Origin of the sequence: Serratia sp. N21D137 (genome assembly GCF_047530005.1) — a bacterium.
GTDB lineage: Bacteria > Pseudomonadota > Gammaproteobacteria > Enterobacterales > Enterobacteriaceae > Chania > Chania fonticola_B.
This window is the reverse complement of the sequence record NZ_JBLJAJ010000012.1, coordinates 52,661-66,790: the sequence shown is the minus strand read 5'-3', so window position 1 is coordinate 66,790 and position 14,130 is coordinate 52,661. Positions and strand designations below refer to the sequence as shown.

16 protein-coding genes are annotated in these 14,130 nt (G+C 55.5%); 14 read left to right on the top strand and 2 right to left on the bottom strand.

All coding sequences use genetic code 11. The annotated features are described in order from the left end of the window. Positions 1-70: 70 nt before the first annotated feature. Positions 71-1,222 carry a 3-phenylpropionate MFS transporter gene (locus ACMV5H_RS11835; protein ID WP_414821885.1) on the top strand — a complete coding sequence of 384 codons (1,152 nt, stop codon included), beginning with the start codon at positions 71-73 and terminating at the stop codon, positions 1,220-1,222. Here ACMV5H_RS11835 and csiE read toward each other — a convergent pair. Further along, the gene (gene csiE, locus ACMV5H_RS11830; protein ID WP_021807196.1) at positions 1,219-2,484 is read right to left on the bottom strand and encodes a stationary phase inducible protein CsiE; all 1,266 of its coding nucleotides are present in this window, start codon (positions 2,482-2,484) and stop codon (positions 1,219-1,221) included. The genes ACMV5H_RS11835 and csiE overlap by 4 nt on opposite strands. Positions 2,485-2,661: 177 nt before the next feature. Here csiE and ACMV5H_RS11825 point away from each other — a divergent pair, with 177 nt between their 5' ends. Further along, positions 2,662-3,297: a DUF1007 family protein gene (locus ACMV5H_RS11825; protein WP_223498210.1), complete on the top strand. Its 636-nt coding sequence runs from the start codon at positions 2,662-2,664 to the stop codon at positions 3,295-3,297. Then, complete coding sequence (locus ACMV5H_RS11820) at positions 3,288-4,310, top strand: nickel/cobalt transporter (protein ID WP_414821884.1); 1,023 nt, start codon at positions 3,288-3,290, stop codon at positions 4,308-4,310. The genes ACMV5H_RS11825 and ACMV5H_RS11820 overlap by 10 nt, the downstream gene beginning before the upstream one ends. 49 nt (positions 4,311-4,359) lie before the next feature. Here ACMV5H_RS11820 and suhB read toward each other — a convergent pair whose 3' ends face one another. Next, on the bottom strand, positions 4,360-5,163 hold the full coding sequence (suhB, locus tag ACMV5H_RS11815) for an inositol-1-monophosphatase (RefSeq protein ID WP_021178863.1): 804 nt from the start codon (positions 5,161-5,163) through the stop codon (positions 4,360-4,362). Positions 5,164-5,280: 117 nt separating this feature from the next. On the opposite strand from suhB, the gene trmJ reads away from it, so the two are divergent. From trmJ to sseB, 11 genes are all read left to right on the top strand, one after another. Continuing rightward, the gene (trmJ, locus tag ACMV5H_RS11810) at positions 5,281-6,015 is read left to right on the top strand and encodes a tRNA (cytosine(32)/uridine(32)-2'-O)-methyltransferase TrmJ (RefSeq protein WP_021807193.1); all 735 of its coding nucleotides are present in this window, start codon (positions 5,281-5,283) and stop codon (positions 6,013-6,015) included. Between the two features lie 194 nt (positions 6,016-6,209). Further along, a complete protein-coding gene (gene iscR / locus ACMV5H_RS11805; RefSeq protein WP_021807192.1) occupies positions 6,210-6,704 on the top strand; it encodes a Fe-S cluster assembly transcriptional regulator IscR in 495 nt (164 codons plus the stop codon). Between the two features lie 55 nt (positions 6,705-6,759). Then, the gene (locus ACMV5H_RS11800) at positions 6,760-7,974 is read left to right on the top strand and encodes an IscS subfamily cysteine desulfurase (RefSeq protein ID WP_021178860.1); all 1,215 of its coding nucleotides are present in this window, start codon (positions 6,760-6,762) and stop codon (positions 7,972-7,974) included. Positions 7,975-7,998: 24 nt separating this feature from the next. Next, positions 7,999-8,385: a Fe-S cluster assembly scaffold IscU gene (gene iscU / locus ACMV5H_RS11795; protein ID WP_004952090.1), complete on the top strand. Its 387-nt coding sequence runs from the start codon at positions 7,999-8,001 to the stop codon at positions 8,383-8,385. A 52-nt stretch (positions 8,386-8,437) separates the two neighbouring features. Further along, positions 8,438-8,761 (top strand): iron-sulfur cluster assembly protein IscA, encoded by a 324-nt coding sequence (gene iscA / locus ACMV5H_RS11790; protein ID WP_021178859.1) that lies wholly within the window; start codon positions 8,438-8,440, stop codon positions 8,759-8,761. A 68-nt stretch (positions 8,762-8,829) separates the two neighbouring features. Continuing rightward, on the top strand, positions 8,830-9,351 hold the full coding sequence (gene hscB, locus ACMV5H_RS11785) for a co-chaperone HscB (protein WP_021807191.1): 522 nt from the start codon (positions 8,830-8,832) through the stop codon (positions 9,349-9,351). 34 nt (positions 9,352-9,385) lie between these two features. Continuing rightward, positions 9,386-11,236, top strand: coding sequence for a Fe-S protein assembly chaperone HscA (hscA, locus tag ACMV5H_RS11780; protein ID WP_115159563.1), 1,851 nt, complete (start codon positions 9,386-9,388; stop codon positions 11,234-11,236). Between the two features lie 2 nt (positions 11,237-11,238). Next, entirely contained in the window at positions 11,239-11,574 is a 336-nt protein-coding gene (fdx, locus tag ACMV5H_RS11775; protein ID WP_021178856.1) for an ISC system 2Fe-2S type ferredoxin, read from the top strand. Positions 11,575-11,583: 9 nt separating this feature from the next. After that, on the top strand, positions 11,584-11,784 hold the full coding sequence (iscX, locus tag ACMV5H_RS11770) for a Fe-S cluster assembly protein IscX (RefSeq protein WP_021178855.1): 201 nt from the start codon (positions 11,584-11,586) through the stop codon (positions 11,782-11,784). Between the two features lie 80 nt (positions 11,785-11,864). Beyond that, positions 11,865-13,160 carry an aminopeptidase PepB gene (pepB, locus tag ACMV5H_RS11765; protein WP_115159562.1) on the top strand — a complete coding sequence of 432 codons (1,296 nt, stop codon included), beginning with the start codon at positions 11,865-11,867 and terminating at the stop codon, positions 13,158-13,160. 67 nt (positions 13,161-13,227) lie between these two features. Further along, complete coding sequence (gene sseB / locus ACMV5H_RS11760) at positions 13,228-14,064, top strand: enhanced serine sensitivity protein SseB (protein WP_021807188.1); 837 nt, start codon at positions 13,228-13,230, stop codon at positions 14,062-14,064. Positions 14,065-14,130: the final 66 nt, after the last annotated feature.

Here is a 14,130-nt window from a genome sequence, read left to right as displayed (position 1 = left end):
TTTGAACATGAATGAAGATTGCTGCAAGGTGTGAGCTCTGTCAAAGTATTGCCCTCATCCTGGAGGGAACATGGTTCTGCAATCAACGCGTTGGCTCGCTCTCAGTTATTTCACGTACTTCTTTTCCTATGGCATCTATCTACCGTTTTGGAGTGTTTGGTTAAAAGGTGAGGGTATACCGCCTGAAACCATTGGTATCTTGCTCGGCGCTGGCCTGGTGGCGCGCTTCCTTGGTAGTTTGCTGATTGCTCCACGCGTTAAAGATCCCTCCTATTTAATCACCGCGTTGCGTTTGTTGGCATTGCTCTCCCTGGCGTTTGCCGTCGGCTTTTGTTTCGGTAATGGCTGGGCCTGGCTGATGCTGGTGATCGCCGGTTTTAACCTGTTCTTCTCCCCGCTGGTTCCGCTGACCGATGCGTTGGCTGCCACCTGGCAACGGCAGATCACTCTGGACTATGGCCGGGTGCGGTTATGGGGATCGCTGGCCTTTGTGATCGGCTCGGCGTTAACCGGCAAGCTGGTGTCCGTTTGGGGCCATAATGCGATTTTGATCAGCCTGTTGGTCAGCATCCTGGTGATGCTGGTGGGCATGTTGCTGAAACCGAGCGTGCTGCCACAAGGTGAGTCTCGGGCGCAGAATGAACCTAGCCGCTCCTGGCGTGAACTGCTCAGCGAAGGGCCTGTCTGGCGTTTTCTGCTGTGTGTGACGCTGTTGCAAGGGGCACATGCCGGTTATTACAGCTTTGCCTCCATCTATTGGGAAGAGGCGGGTTACTCTGCGGCGACTATCGGCTACCTGTGGTCTTTGGGGGTGGTCGCTGAAGTGGTTATCTTTGCCAGCAGCAATTTCCTGTTCCGCCGTTGGAATGCGCGTAATCTGCTGTTACTTTCCGCCGTATGTGGTCTGCTGCGCTGGGGCCTGATGGCAACCACGACGGAAATCGGCTGGCTGTTGCTGGTGCAGGTGCTGCACTGTGGTACCTTCACGGTCTGCCATCTGGCGGCAATGCGCTTTATTGCGGCGCGTCAGGGGGCGGAAGTGATCCGTCTGCAGGCAGTTTATTCGGCGCTGGCGATGGGCGGCGGCATTGCCGTGATGACCGTAGTGGCGGGCTTCCTGTTCGAGCACTATCAGGGCGGAGTGTTCTGGGTGATGGTCGCGGTGGTGGTGCCAGCGTTGTTTATTCGCCCACCGGCGGTGGCGGTTAGCAATAGCCGTTAATGGCTTTCCAGCAGCGCACGGATCGCCTTGCGCTGCTGACGCTCCAGCGGCAGTTCGGTAATAATCAGTGTGGGTGGTTGCTCCTGGCTCGGTGTGGCGTAGGGGCTAATCACCAGCGTAATCCCTTGTGGTGCACCAGCAAGCAGGTAGTCGTGTAAGGGCTGATATTTGATATTCAATGGCAATAGCGTCAATTCGCGGATCTGATATTCCACTTCTTCTTCCAACTGCGGGTTATCCAGCGTCAGCAACAGTATCTGCTTTTCATGCAGCGCGTTGCCCTGCATCAACCAGGCACCAAAGCTGATCGCCACTAGCCCTGCTTCTTCCCGCGAAAATTGAATCTCATATTCCTGTTCAAACGGCGCTAACGCCTCCTGTGTGGTACGCATCAGACGGGGATATTTACGGACCACCTCTTCCAGTAGCGTATTGTCTATGCCGATAGCAAACCGGCAGCGTTCCACGGCAGGGGCCAAATGGGCAAACAGCTGGCTGATTAACCCCTCCTGGCTGCTGAAATGCATGCCGGAGATCTGTTGGAAGCGTTCCACCACCTGCCCGATGGCCGCCATCAGGCGTTGGTCCTCGGGCGAATCACTGCTCTGGTAGCTGTGACTTTTCAGCAGGGTAAACATCAACGCCAGGAAGTCACATTCTCTACTGTCACCGGGCTGGCCAAATAGCTGATTTAGCGCTTGATGCAGTTCCTCTGCCGCCAGATGCTCTGGCTTGGTTTGCAGCCACTCATGCTGGCGGCGATCAAATTGAGGATGGCGCTGATGCTGGCTAGCCCAGACGCAATAACAAAGATAGTGTTGCAAAAACAGTCGGTCACGCTGCTCAAAGCGGCGGTTAAGGCGCTGTTCACATTGGTTGATGCACAATTCCAGTGCCGGAAGCTGTGGGTGTTGAAGTTGCATCGCCCGCTGAAACTGAGGGCCAAAGTGTTGCTCGACAAACTCTGGGCTGCAACGCAAGGCTCGCCGTAGCCATTGGAGCAGACACAAGCGAAGATCCAGCGCGCTGCCCTGGATCTGGTAGCCCTCGTAGGGATCGCCGCTGATTTCCAGATGATGGAAATGCTGGATCTCGCGGGCAACCTCAGCTATATCTTGCCGGGTAATGAGCAGGTCTACGCCGTTGATTTGGCCGATGGTCTCCAGTTGTACCGAGGGTACTGGCGCATACAGCATCAGCAGTAAATGACAGCGCCGTTGTTGACCTGAAAACTCAGGCGCAGAAGAAGTCTCCAGGCTCATATCACCTTCTGGCAGGTCGTGTTTAAATTATGTTTAAGCATAGCAAAAGGCTCTGTGGGCCGTGGCAGTTGCCCCTGCTTTTACTTCGGCTTACTACTTTCGTCACAGTTATTCGGCTTGTTAACGCCGGTTGAGGTTTGGTTGATGTTATATTATAACAATAAAAAGTATGCTTGGATGATGAAACTCCGTGGCCTGGTGGCCTGCTTGCTAATGATGACCTGCATGGGCGCACTCGCCCACCCACACAGTTTTATCGATATGAACACCACCTTTGTGGCTAAGGATCAGAAGCTGACCGGTTTAAAAATGGTTTGGGTAATGGATGAGATCACCTCGGCGGATCTGCTGTATGACGCAGAAAATGCCAACAGCGATTCAGAAGTCTGGAAAAAACTGGCGGCGGAAGTAATGGCTAACGTCCTCGGGCAGCACTATTTCACCGATATTTACCGCGCAGGCAAACCGGTGAAATACCTCAATCTGCCAACCGAATACCATCTATCCCGGCAGGGCCATAAAGCCGTGCTGGAGTTTGTGCTGCCGCTGGCGGAGCCACAGCCGCTGGTGGGAGAACCCTTTGAGATTGCCACCTACGATCCCACCTATTTTGTGGACATGACCTATCAGGATCAAAAGGCGCTGCACTTGCCGCCAGAGATGGCAAAGCAGTGCAAATTCAGCCTGGTGACGCCAAAGCCCGATTCGTCATTACAAGCTTATGCATTGTCTCTCGATAAGAACGACTCGCCCGGTGAAGATATGGCATTAGGGCAACAGTTTGCCCAGCGGGTGACGTTAACATGTCAATAAACCTCAGCCAGACCAGCAAACCTCAGCGCCATTGGGCCTTCAGCCTGTGGCCGCTGTTGCTGTTCTTCATTCTGCTGGCGGCGGTGGCCCAGTGGGTTTGGCATTACTGGCCGCAGCTGTTGATGCAAAGCGTGGTGTGGCAGAAAGGGTTACATCAGGAAATGGCGGCCTTGCTGCAACAGGTCAAGGCGGCTCCCCAGCAAGCGGGAGTGGCACTGATGCTGTTCAGTTTAGGCTATGGCGTGTTGCATGCCCTGGGGCCGGGCCACGGTAAAGTGGTGATCGCCACCTATCTGGCTACCCACCCGGCACGGTTGAAAAGCAGCCTGAAGCTGACGTTTGCCGCCTCTGTGGTTCAGGGATTGGTCGCGATTGCCCTGGTCACGCTAGTGCTGGTGGTGCTGCAACTTTCTTCCCGGCAGTTGCATCAAAGTAGTTTCTGGCTGGAGAAGGGCAGTTTTATTCTGGTGATCCTGCTCGGTGTCTTGCTCAGTTGGCGGGCGTTAAAGCGCTTGTTTATGGCGGTGAAAGCCATGCGGCCTCGGCCTGCGCGGCGCATCAACAGCTTGCAGCCTCTGACTGCCGATCATGTCCATAGCGCGAATTGTGGTTGTGGCCACCGGCATTTGCCGAGCGATGAGGAACTGCAAGCCGGCAATGATTGGCGCACCAAAACGGCGATTGTGCTGGCAATGGGTCTGCGGCCTTGCTCCGGGGCGATCCTGGTCTTGCTGTTTTCCAAGGTGATCGGTGTTTTTACCTGGGGTGTGTTGTCGGCACTGGCCATGGCACTGGGTACCTCGATCACGATTTCCGGATTGGCGCTGTTGGTGCATTACAGCCGTAAGCTGGCGATACGCATCAGCCGCCAGCGCGCACCGGCGGCCTGGAGTGCGGTTGCTTGGGGCTCGTTGGCGTTAGCCGGAGGTTTAATTCTGCTGTTTGCCGGTTTGCTGCTGTACGTCAGCGCTCAGCCGGAATTTGGCGGCGGGATACGGCCTTTTGCCCGCTGAGGAAAAAAAAAGCGCTGCAAATGCAGCGCCTTGATTTTCAGCTGAGTTATTAACGCTTCAGCGCTTCACTCAGCTCTTCACGCATATTGGAAAGCAATGCTTTCACCACACGTGGGTTACCTGCAACTACGTTGCCAGAGCTGAAGTGGTTATGGCCGCCAACGAAGTCGGTGACCAGGCCGCCAGACTCACGTACCAGCAATTCGCCAGCAGCAAAGTCCCAAGGCTTCAGGCCAATTTCAAAGAAACCATCAACGCGGCCAGCGGCAACGTAGGCCAGATCCAGCGCGGCTGAACCGGTACGGCGGAAGTCGGCACATTGGGTGAACAGTTTGCCCAGCACGTTAATGTAAGCCGGTGCGTGCTGTTTGACTTTGAACGGGAAGCCGGTCGCCAGGATGGTGCCATCCAGATCTTTGGCATTGGTGCCGCGCAGACGGTAACCGTTGAGCTGTGCGCCCTGGCCACGGGTGGCAGTGAACAGTTCGTTGCGCATTGGATCGTAAACCACGGCCACTTCGGTACGGCCTTTAATGCGTACGGCGATGGAAACGGAGAAGTGTGGAAGACGTTTGATGAAGTTGGCGGTGCCATCCAGTGGATCAATCACCCATTGTACATCCTGATCTTCGCCGGTTAACTCACCGCACTCTTCACCAATAACGGTGTGTTTCGGGTAAGATTTACGGATGATTTCGATGATCAGACGCTCAGCCTCGCGATCGACGTTAGTGACAAAGTCGTTAGAACCTTTTTGTGTCGCTTCTACAGCGTCTGGAGTCTCGTAATTTTTGGCAATCAGGTTGCCAGCCTTGCGCGCAGCGCGCACGGCGATAGTCAGCATCGGATGCATGGGTATCTTCCACAGGATGTTAAAGAACAGGAAACGGCGCGAAGTATAGCAGGTGTTCGGCAAAATACCTACGACTGTGTTAGGATGCTACGATTTTCCGCAACGCTCAGAGTTTGTATGCTGCACAATATCCGCATTGTTCTGGTTGAAACCTCTCATACCGGCAACATGGGCTCTACTGCCCGTGCCATGAAAACCATGGGGTTAACCAACCTTTATCTGGTCAATCCACTGGTGAAACCCGATTCCCAGGCGATCGCCCTGGCCGCAGGCGCCAGCGATGTGATTGGCAACGCCACGATTGTCGATACCTTTGATGAAGCCATTGCGGGTTGCCGCTTGGTAGTGGGCACCAGCGCTCGCTCGCGCACTCTCCCATGGCCGATGCTGGAACCCCGCGAATGCGGCGTGCGCGCAGTACAGGAAGGCGAGCAGGGGCCGGTTGCGTTGGTCTTTGGCCGTGAACGCGTTGGGCTAACCAATGACGAATTACAGAAATGCCATTATCATGTCGCCATTCCTGCCAACCCGGAGTACAGCTCGCTGAATCTGGCCATGGCGGTGCAAATCCTGGCGTATGAGGTTCGCGTTGCCTTCCTCGATCGCCAGCAGGCTGATGCCGCACCGGTGGAAGAGTCGCCGTATCCTCTGGTGGATGATATTGAACGCTTCTATCAGCATCTGGAGCAGACTTTGGTGCGCACCGGCTTTATCCGCGCCGCCCATCCAGGGCAGGTGATGAACCGTTTACGCCGCCTGTTTGCCCGGGCACGCCCGGAAGCGCAGGAGCTGAATATCTTGCGTGGTATGCTGACCTCGATCGAGAAACAGGATAAACAGCAAGGTAATTAATTTTGCTGTCACCCGCAGTTAGGCAAGATAGTATTGCTTATCTGCGGGTTATAAGGTGTATTTTATATGCATCGGATAGCAAAGCGCACAAAAAGCACGAATACTTGAGTAAATTAGTAGGTTAAATAGTTGACTGATTTACTCGGGAATGTCAGAATTTGGCCCATGTTTGACCAACAGGTAACCAATTAGCTATGAGACTGACATCCAAAGGCCGTTATGCAGTAACTGCCATGCTCGACGTGGCATTACACTCCCAGGAAGGGCCGGTACCACTGGCGGATATTTCCGAACGCCAAGGTATCTCGCTCTCTTATCTGGAACAACTGTTTTCCCGTCTGCGTAAGAATGGCCTGGTGGCCAGCGTGCGTGGGCCAGGCGGTGGTTACCTGTTGGGCAAAGAAGCGGACGCTATCGCCGTAGGCGCGGTGATTTCCGCAGTCGACGAATCGGTAGACGCCACCCGTTGCCAGGGTAAAGAAGGCTGCCAGGGGGGCGATCGTTGCCTGACCCATACCCTGTGGCGCGATCTGAGCGAGCGCATCAGCGGGTTCTTGAACAATATTACGCTGGCCGAACTGGTAAACAACCAGGAAGTGCTGGACGTGGCAGACCGTCAAAATAGCGATACGCGCCGCACGGCCAACGGTCGTCTGCAAGAAACGATCAACGTTAATCTGCGCGCATAAGCAGCTGACGACTAATTTATTGGTTTTTGGAAGTGATGTACGGAGTACAAGAGCAATGAAATTACCGATTTATCTGGACTACTCGGCCACGACTCCGGTCGACCCGCGTGTTGCCGAGAAGATGATGCAGTTTTTGACCCTGGACGGCACTTTCGGTAACCCGGCCTCCCGTTCCCACCGTTTCGGCTGGCAGGCGGAAGAGGCGGTTGATATCGCCCGTAACCAGATCGCTGAACTGGTTGGTGCGGACCCGCGTGAGATCGTGTTTACCTCAGGGGCCACCGAATCCGATAACCTGGCGATCAAAGGCGCTGCCAACTTCTATCAGAAGAAAGGCAAGCACATCATCACCTGTAAAACCGAACATAAAGCCGTGCTGGATACCTGCCGCCAACTTGAGCGCGAAGGTTTTGAAGTCACCTATCTGGCACCGCAGAGCAACGGGATCATCGATCTCCAGGTTCTCGAAGCCGCGATGCGTGAAGACACCATCCTAGTTTCCATCATGCACGTGAATAACGAAATTGGCGTAGTGCAGGATATCGCCGCTATCGGCGAAATGTGCCGGGCGCGTGGCATCATCTATCACGTCGATGCAACCCAGAGCGTAGGCAAACTGCCTATCGACCTGAGCAAGCTGAAAGTGGATCTGATGTCCTTCTCCGGTCACAAGATTTATGGCCCGAAAGGCATTGGTGCCCTGTATGTGCAGCGTAAGCCGCGCATCCGCATCGAAGCCCAGATCCACGGCGGTGGCCATGAGCGCGGTATGCGTTCTGGTACCCTGGCAGTGCATCAGATCGTTGCCATGGGTGAAGCCTATCGTATCGCCAAAGAAGAAATGGCCAGCGAAATGGCACGCCTGCGCATCCTGCGCGATCGTCTGTGGAACGGCGTGAAAGATATGGAAGAAGTGTATCTGAACGGCGATCTGCAACACGGTGCACCGAACATTCTCAACGTCAGCTTCAACTATGTTGAAGGTGAGTCGCTGATCATGGCGTTGAAAGACTTGGCGGTTTCTTCAGGCTCAGCCTGTACTTCTGCCAGCCTTGAACCTTCCTATGTGCTGCGTGCACTGGGTATGAGTGATGAGTTAGCGCACAGCTCGATCCGTTTCTCCCTGGGGCGTTTCACCACGGAAGAAGAGATCGATTACACCATTTCGTTGGTGCGTAAATCCATTGGCCGTCTGCGCGATCTCTCCCCTCTGTGGGACATGTTCAAGCAGGGCGTGGATATCAACAGCATCGAATGGGCACATCATTAATTCTCAGGATCCAGGAGCAACGTCATGGCTTACAGCGAAAAAGTAATCGATCATTATGAAAACCCGCGTAACGTAGGGTCGTTTGATAACGAAGATCCTACCGTCGGTAGCGGTATGGTAGGGGCACCGGCCTGTGGCGACGTGATGAAGCTGCAGATCAAGGTCAACAACGAAGGCATTATTGAAGATGCCCGTTTCAAAACCTACGGCTGCGGTTCCGCCATCGCTTCCAGCTCGCTGGTCACCGAATGGATGAAAGGCAAGTCTCTTGATCAGGCCGAAGCGATCAAAAATACCCAGATCGCCGAAGAACTGGAGTTACCTCCGGTTAAAATTCACTGCTCAATTCTGGCCGAAGACGCCATTAAAGCAGCGATCGCCGACTACAAGAGCAAGCACAGCGCCAAGTAGTTATTATTGTGTCAGTTAGCCCGCCTTGCGGGCTAAGATTGAAGAGGTTGTTATGTCGATTACCATGAGCGACAGCGCCGCGCAGCGGGTTCAGGCATTTTTGGACCACCGTGGCAAAGGTCTCGGCCTGCGTCTGGGCGTGCGAACTTCCGGCTGTTCCGGAATGGCGTATGTGCTCGAATTTGTTGATGAAACGAACGACGATGATATCGTTTTTGAAGACAAAGGCGTCAAGGTGATCATTGACGGCAAGAGCCTGGTCTATCTGGACGGTACCGAGCTTGATTTCGTCAAGGAAGGTCTGAACGAAGGCTTCAAGTTCAACAACCCGAACGTCTCAAGCGAGTGCGGCTGCGGCGAGAGCTTTAACGTCTGACAGTCCATCGTGCTCCCCCGTGACCCACGGGGGAACCTCAATCATCACGATAACGCCCCGAGCACGCTATGGATTACTTTACTTTATTCGGGTTGCCGGTCCGCTATAGCGTAGACGGCAGCTTGCTTACCTCACGCTATCAAGATTTGCAGCGCCAATTCCACCCCGATCGTCATGCCCTCCAACCGGAGCGTGAACGCCTGATGGCGTTACAGCAGGCGGCGACCATCAACGAAGCCTATCAGTCGCTGAAGCACCCGTTAAAACGTGCCGAGTATATGTTATCTTTGCACGGCTTTGATTTGGGCAACGAGCAGCATACCCTGCGCGACACCGCGTTCCTGATGGAACAGTTGGAGCTGCGTGAAGAGCTTGATGCCATTGAACGCTCGCCGGATGCGCAAAACGCACTGGCTGCCTTCGCCACGCGCCTGAACAAGACCTTCAAACAGCGTAGCGCGCAGATGGTGCAGGAGTTGGACGAGCAGCAGTGGTCACAGGCTGCCGATACCGTGCGCAAGCTACGCTTTTTGGACAAACTCCAGCAACAGATTGAACAACTCGAAGAAAAACTGCTGGGTTTTGAGTAATAGATTCTTGATCTCGATTTTGGAAGCTCTGTAAATGGCCTTATTACAAATTAGTGAGCCTGGCCTCACGGCTGCGCCGCATCAGCGCCGCCTGGCTGCCGGTATTGATCTGGGGACAACCAACTCGCTGGTGGCTACGGTGCGTAGCGGCCAGGCCGAGACGCTGGCCGACATTGAAGGGCGCTATCTGCTGCCTTCCGTGGTGCATTATCAGGCCACCGAACATCAGGTTGGCTGGAGCGCTCGTGCACAGGCGGCACAAGATCCGGTCAATACGGTCAGCTCTGTCAAGCGCATGATGGGCCGTTCTTTGGCTGACGTGCAACAACGCTATCCAAACCTGCCGTATCAGTTCCAGGCCAGCGATAACGGCTTGCCAATGATCGTGACCGCCGCAGGCCTGGTTAACCCAGTTGGTGTTTCCGCCGATATCCTCAAGGCACTGGCTACCCGCGCTAAAGCAGCGTTGGAAGGTGAGCTTGATGGTGTGGTGATCACCGTTCCTGCCTACTTCGACGACGCTCAACGCCAAGGCACCAAAGACGCAGCGCGTCTGGCTGGCCTGCACGTGCTGCGCCTGTTGAACGAACCGACCGCTGCGGCTATCGCTTACGGGTTGGATTCGGGTCAGGAAGGGGTCATCGCCGTTTACGATCTGGGTGGCGGCACCTTTGATATTTCCATTTTGCGCCTCAGCCGTGGCGTGTTCGAAGTGCTGGCTACCGGCGGTGATTCCGCATTGGGTGGCGATGACTTCGATCATCTGCTGGCGGACTGGTTGCGTGAACAGGCAGGTATTAGCGATCGTAGCGATCATGGTGTGCAACGCCAATTGCTGGATGCTGCGATTGCGGTCAAAATCGCCCTGAGCGATGCGCAGAGCACCACGGTAGATATCGCTGGTTGGCAGGGTGAAGTGACCCGCGAACAGTTCGAAACGCTGATTTCCTCGCTGGTGAAACGTACCCTGATGGCTTGCCGCCGCGCGCTGAAAGATGCCGCCGTCAGTGCCGAAGAGGTGCTGGAAGTGGTGATGGTGGGCGGTTCAACCCGTGTGCCATTGGTCCGCGAACAGGTGGGCGAGTTCTTTGGCCGTACGCCGCTGACGTCGATCGATCCGGACAAGGTGGTGGCGATCGGTGCTGCTATCCAGGCGGATATCCTGGTGGGTAACAAACCGGATAGCGAAATGCTGCTGCTGGACGTGATCCCGCTGTCGCTTGGCTTGGAAACCATGGGTGGCTTGGTTGAAAAGGTGATCCCGCGTAACACCACCATTCCGGTGGCGCGTGCGCAGGAGTTTACCACCTTCAAAGACGGCCAGAGCGCGATGATGATCCACGTGCTGCAAGGCGAGCGTGAACTGGTGCAAGATTGCCGTTCGCTGGCGCGCTTTACGCTGCGTGGCTTACCGCCGCTTCCTGCCGGCGGGGCGCATATCCGTGTGACCTTCCAGGTGGATGCCGACGGCCTGCTGAGCGTGACGGCGATGGAGAAATCCACCGGCGTCGAAGCCTCCATTCAGGTCAAGCCTTCGTATGGCCTGTCCGATGCCGAAATTGCCGGCATGTTGAAGGACTCGATGGCCAATGCGCAAAGCGATGTCGGTGCTCGCAAGCTGGCGGAGCAACGGGTAGAAGCTTCCCGCGTGCTGGAAAGCCTGCAAGGTGCACTGGCAAGCGATGCCGCTCTGCTGAGTGACGAAGAAAGCCTGGCTATCAACAACGCGGTAGCCGAGCTCCAGCAAGTGATGCAAGGCTCCGATCCTGCTGCGATCGAGGCCGCAATAAAAATAGTCGATGCAACAACCCAAGATTTTGCCGCGCGCCGCATGGATGCCTCCATTCGCCGTGCGCTGGCTGGCCATTCTGTGGATGAGGTTTAACCATGCCGAAAATTGTTTTCCTGCCCCATCAAGATCTCTGCCCGGAGGGGGCAGTACTGGAAGCGGAAGTTGGGGAAACTATCCTCGATGTCGCACTGCGTAACGGTATTGAAATTGAACATGCCTGTGAGAAATCCTGTGCCTGTACCACCTGCCACTGCATCGTGCGTGAAGGGTTTGATTCCCTGGCCGAAAGCAGCGAGCTGGAAGACGACATGCTGGACAAAGCCTGGGGGCTGGAGCCGGAAAGCCGCTTGAGCTGCCAGGCCCGCGTCACCGAAGACGATTTGGTGGTCGAAATGCCGCGTTATACTGTCAACCATGCGCGCGAGCACTAGGAGATAAGAATGGGACTGAAGTGGACAGACAGCCGCGAAATCGGCGAAGCCCTGTACGACGCCTATCCAGATACCGATCCGAAAACCGTGCGTTTCACCGATATGCACCAGTGGATTTGCGATCTGGAAGAATTTGACGATGAACCGCAGGCTTCCAATGAAAAAATACTGGAAGCGATCCTGCTGGTCTGGTTAGATGAAGCAGAGTAAATAGCATGACGGGCTGCCATAGGCAGCCCGTTTATTTTGTATCCGACAAGATTAGTACAAGAATAATCCGGAGTAAGGCTATGACAACCGAAATCATGCAGATTACGCTATCCCAGCAACCCGCCGATGCGCGCTGGGGTGAAAAGGCGCTGCTGAGCACCAATGACCAAGGCATCACCATCCATCTGAGCAATTCCGGCAAGCTGGGCCTGATCCAGCGCGCGGCACGCAGGATCGATGGCCAGGGCATCAAGAAAGTGAAACTGGCCGGGGAAGGCTGGGACCTGGAAAACAGCTGGGCGTTTTGGCAGGGCTATCGCGGGCCAAAAGGGCAGCGTAGCGTCGAGTGGGCTGAGCTGCCGGAAGCGGAAAGCCAAGAGCTGCAACAGCGCCTGAAGATTGTCGATTGGGTGCGTGACACTATCAATATGCCAGCGGAAGAGCTGGGGCCTGAGCAACTGGCAACCCGCGCGGTTGATCTGATGTGTGCTGTTGGTTGTGATGCCGTCAGCTATCGCATCACCAAAGGTGAAGACCTGCGTGAGCAGAACTATGCCGGTATTCATACCGTTGGCCGGGGTTCCGATCGTTCTCCGGTGCTGTTGGCGCTGGACTTTAACCCGACGGGCAACCCGGAAGCACCGGTATTTGCCTGCCTGGTAGGTAAAGGGATCACCTTCGACAGCGGCGGTTACAGCCTCAAGCAAAGCGCGTTTATGGACTCGATGAAGTCCGACATGGGCGGCGCGGCCACCATCACTGGCGCATTGGCATTGGCGGTGGCTCGCGGCTTGCAGCAGCGCGTCAAACTGTACCTGTGCTGTGCGGACAATATGGTCAGCGGTAACGCCTTTAAACTGGGTGACATTATCCGCTATCGCAATGGCAAAACGGTTGAAGTGATGAACACCGATGCGGAAGGGCGTCTGGTATTGGCCGATGGCCTGATCGATGCCAGCGCGCAAAACCCGCAGTTGATCATCGACTGCGCGACCTTGACTGGCGCAGCGAAAACGGCGGTAGGTAATGATTACCACGCGCTGTTCAGCTTTGACGATGCGCTGGCGCAAGAGCTGTTGGCCAGTGCGGATGAAGAGCACGAGCCGTTCTGGCGTCTGCCGCTAGCGGAATTTCACCGCAGCCAGTTGCCGTCAAACTTTGCTGAATTGAACAACGTTGCGGGCCCGGCTTACACCGCTGGCGCCAGCACCGCCGCGGCCTTCCTGTCGCACTTTGTGCAGAATTATCAAAAGGGTTGGCTGCATATCGACTGTTCTGCCACCTATCGTAAAGGTGCCGTGGAGCAGTGGTCAGCAGGCGCAACCGGTCTGGGCGTACGTACGCTGGCCAACCTGTTGCTGAGCAAAGCGAAGTAAGTTTAACATTACGTTTTTCCGTAGGGGCTCAGCATGCTGGGCCCTTAATACATTGGAGGAGTCGGCAATGAGTTCCCACCATCATGATGATGACGCCGTTTCAGGCGAAAACGAGCTTGAGCGCCTGCTGAGGCTGGCGGCCTCAGAACCGGCATACCGCCCGGCGTTTTTCCGCGAACTGCTGGATTCAACGGTCTACATTCTGGGTGACAGCGAGCAGGTGCCGCACGACGGTGAAATTACGCTGAATGCCGAGACACCGGTGAACATTCAGCACTGGGAAAAGCAGGATGGCAGCAGCGTGGTGCCTTTCTTCACCTCGCTGGAGGCGCTGCAAAACGCAGTGGAGGATGAGCAACCCTTTATCGCCATGCCCGCTCGCGTGCTGTTTGAAATCACCCAAGGTGCCGAACTGTTCCTGAACCCGAAAGGCACCCACGGCAAGGAATTCTTGCCAGCCGAGATCGCCATGCTGTTGGCTACCGGCGGCGTAGTGAAACCGGCAGAGCGCTATATCGATACCGAAACTCAGCTACTGCTGGGGCAGCCTGAAGAGTATCCGGCGGCGATGGTGGATGCGCTGACGACCTTGTTCAGCCAGCGGAAACCGGTACGCCGCGCTTTCCTGGCGTTAATGCACGATCGTGCCGTAGACGAGAAGCCGAACCTGCTGGTGGGCCTGGAAGTGGATGGCGATCCGGCAGAGATTGAAGCCCTGATCAGCGAAGCCGGTATGGTGGCCAGCGAAACCGCGCCGAACGATGAGCCAGTCGACTTTTGCCTGGTAGAAGAGAATGCGCGGGGCGTGAGCCATTATCTGATCAACCATACCCAGGCTTTCTATCAGCGTCGCTGGGGCAGTTGGCTGCGAAATATGATCCCATCGACCGATAAAACCCAGTAAGGCCACCGGCGAGGATCCCATTTGTCGCTGACTATGGTGGATTAAGATAATTTTTTTTTAATGAAA

Excerpts from the sequence above, each read along its gene's own strand:
- ACMV5H_RS11820 (WP_414821884.1), top strand. The coding sequence starts at position 3,288 with ATGTCAATAAACCTCAGCCAGACCAGCAAACCTCAGCGCCATTGGGCC.
- csiE (WP_021807196.1), bottom strand. The coding sequence starts at position 2,484 with ATGAGCCTGGAGACTTCTTCTGCGCCTGAGTTTTCAGGTCAACAACGG.
- fdx (WP_021178856.1), top strand. The coding sequence starts at position 11,239 with ATGCCGAAAATTGTTTTCCTGCCCCATCAAGATCTCTGCCCGGAGGGG.
- ACMV5H_RS11825 (WP_223498210.1), top strand. The coding sequence starts at position 2,662 with ATGATGAAACTCCGTGGCCTGGTGGCCTGCTTGCTAATGATGACCTGC.
- iscU (WP_004952090.1), top strand. The coding sequence starts at position 7,999 with ATGGCTTACAGCGAAAAAGTAATCGATCATTATGAAAACCCGCGTAAC.
- hscB (WP_021807191.1), top strand. The coding sequence starts at position 8,830 with ATGGATTACTTTACTTTATTCGGGTTGCCGGTCCGCTATAGCGTAGAC.
- iscX (WP_021178855.1), top strand. The coding sequence starts at position 11,584 with ATGGGACTGAAGTGGACAGACAGCCGCGAAATCGGCGAAGCCCTGTAC.
- hscA (WP_115159563.1), top strand. The coding sequence starts at position 9,386 with ATGGCCTTATTACAAATTAGTGAGCCTGGCCTCACGGCTGCGCCGCAT.
- iscR (WP_021807192.1), top strand. The coding sequence starts at position 6,210 with ATGAGACTGACATCCAAAGGCCGTTATGCAGTAACTGCCATGCTCGAC.
- ACMV5H_RS11800 (WP_021178860.1), top strand. The coding sequence starts at position 6,760 with ATGAAATTACCGATTTATCTGGACTACTCGGCCACGACTCCGGTCGAC.
- ACMV5H_RS11835 (WP_414821885.1), top strand. The coding sequence starts at position 71 with ATGGTTCTGCAATCAACGCGTTGGCTCGCTCTCAGTTATTTCACGTAC.
- trmJ (WP_021807193.1), top strand. The coding sequence starts at position 5,281 with ATGCTGCACAATATCCGCATTGTTCTGGTTGAAACCTCTCATACCGGC.
- sseB (WP_021807188.1), top strand. The coding sequence starts at position 13,228 with ATGAGTTCCCACCATCATGATGATGACGCCGTTTCAGGCGAAAACGAG.
- iscA (WP_021178859.1), top strand. The coding sequence starts at position 8,438 with ATGTCGATTACCATGAGCGACAGCGCCGCGCAGCGGGTTCAGGCATTT.
- pepB (WP_115159562.1), top strand. The coding sequence starts at position 11,865 with ATGACAACCGAAATCATGCAGATTACGCTATCCCAGCAACCCGCCGAT.
- suhB (WP_021178863.1), bottom strand. The coding sequence starts at position 5,163 with ATGCATCCGATGCTGACTATCGCCGTGCGCGCTGCGCGCAAGGCTGGC.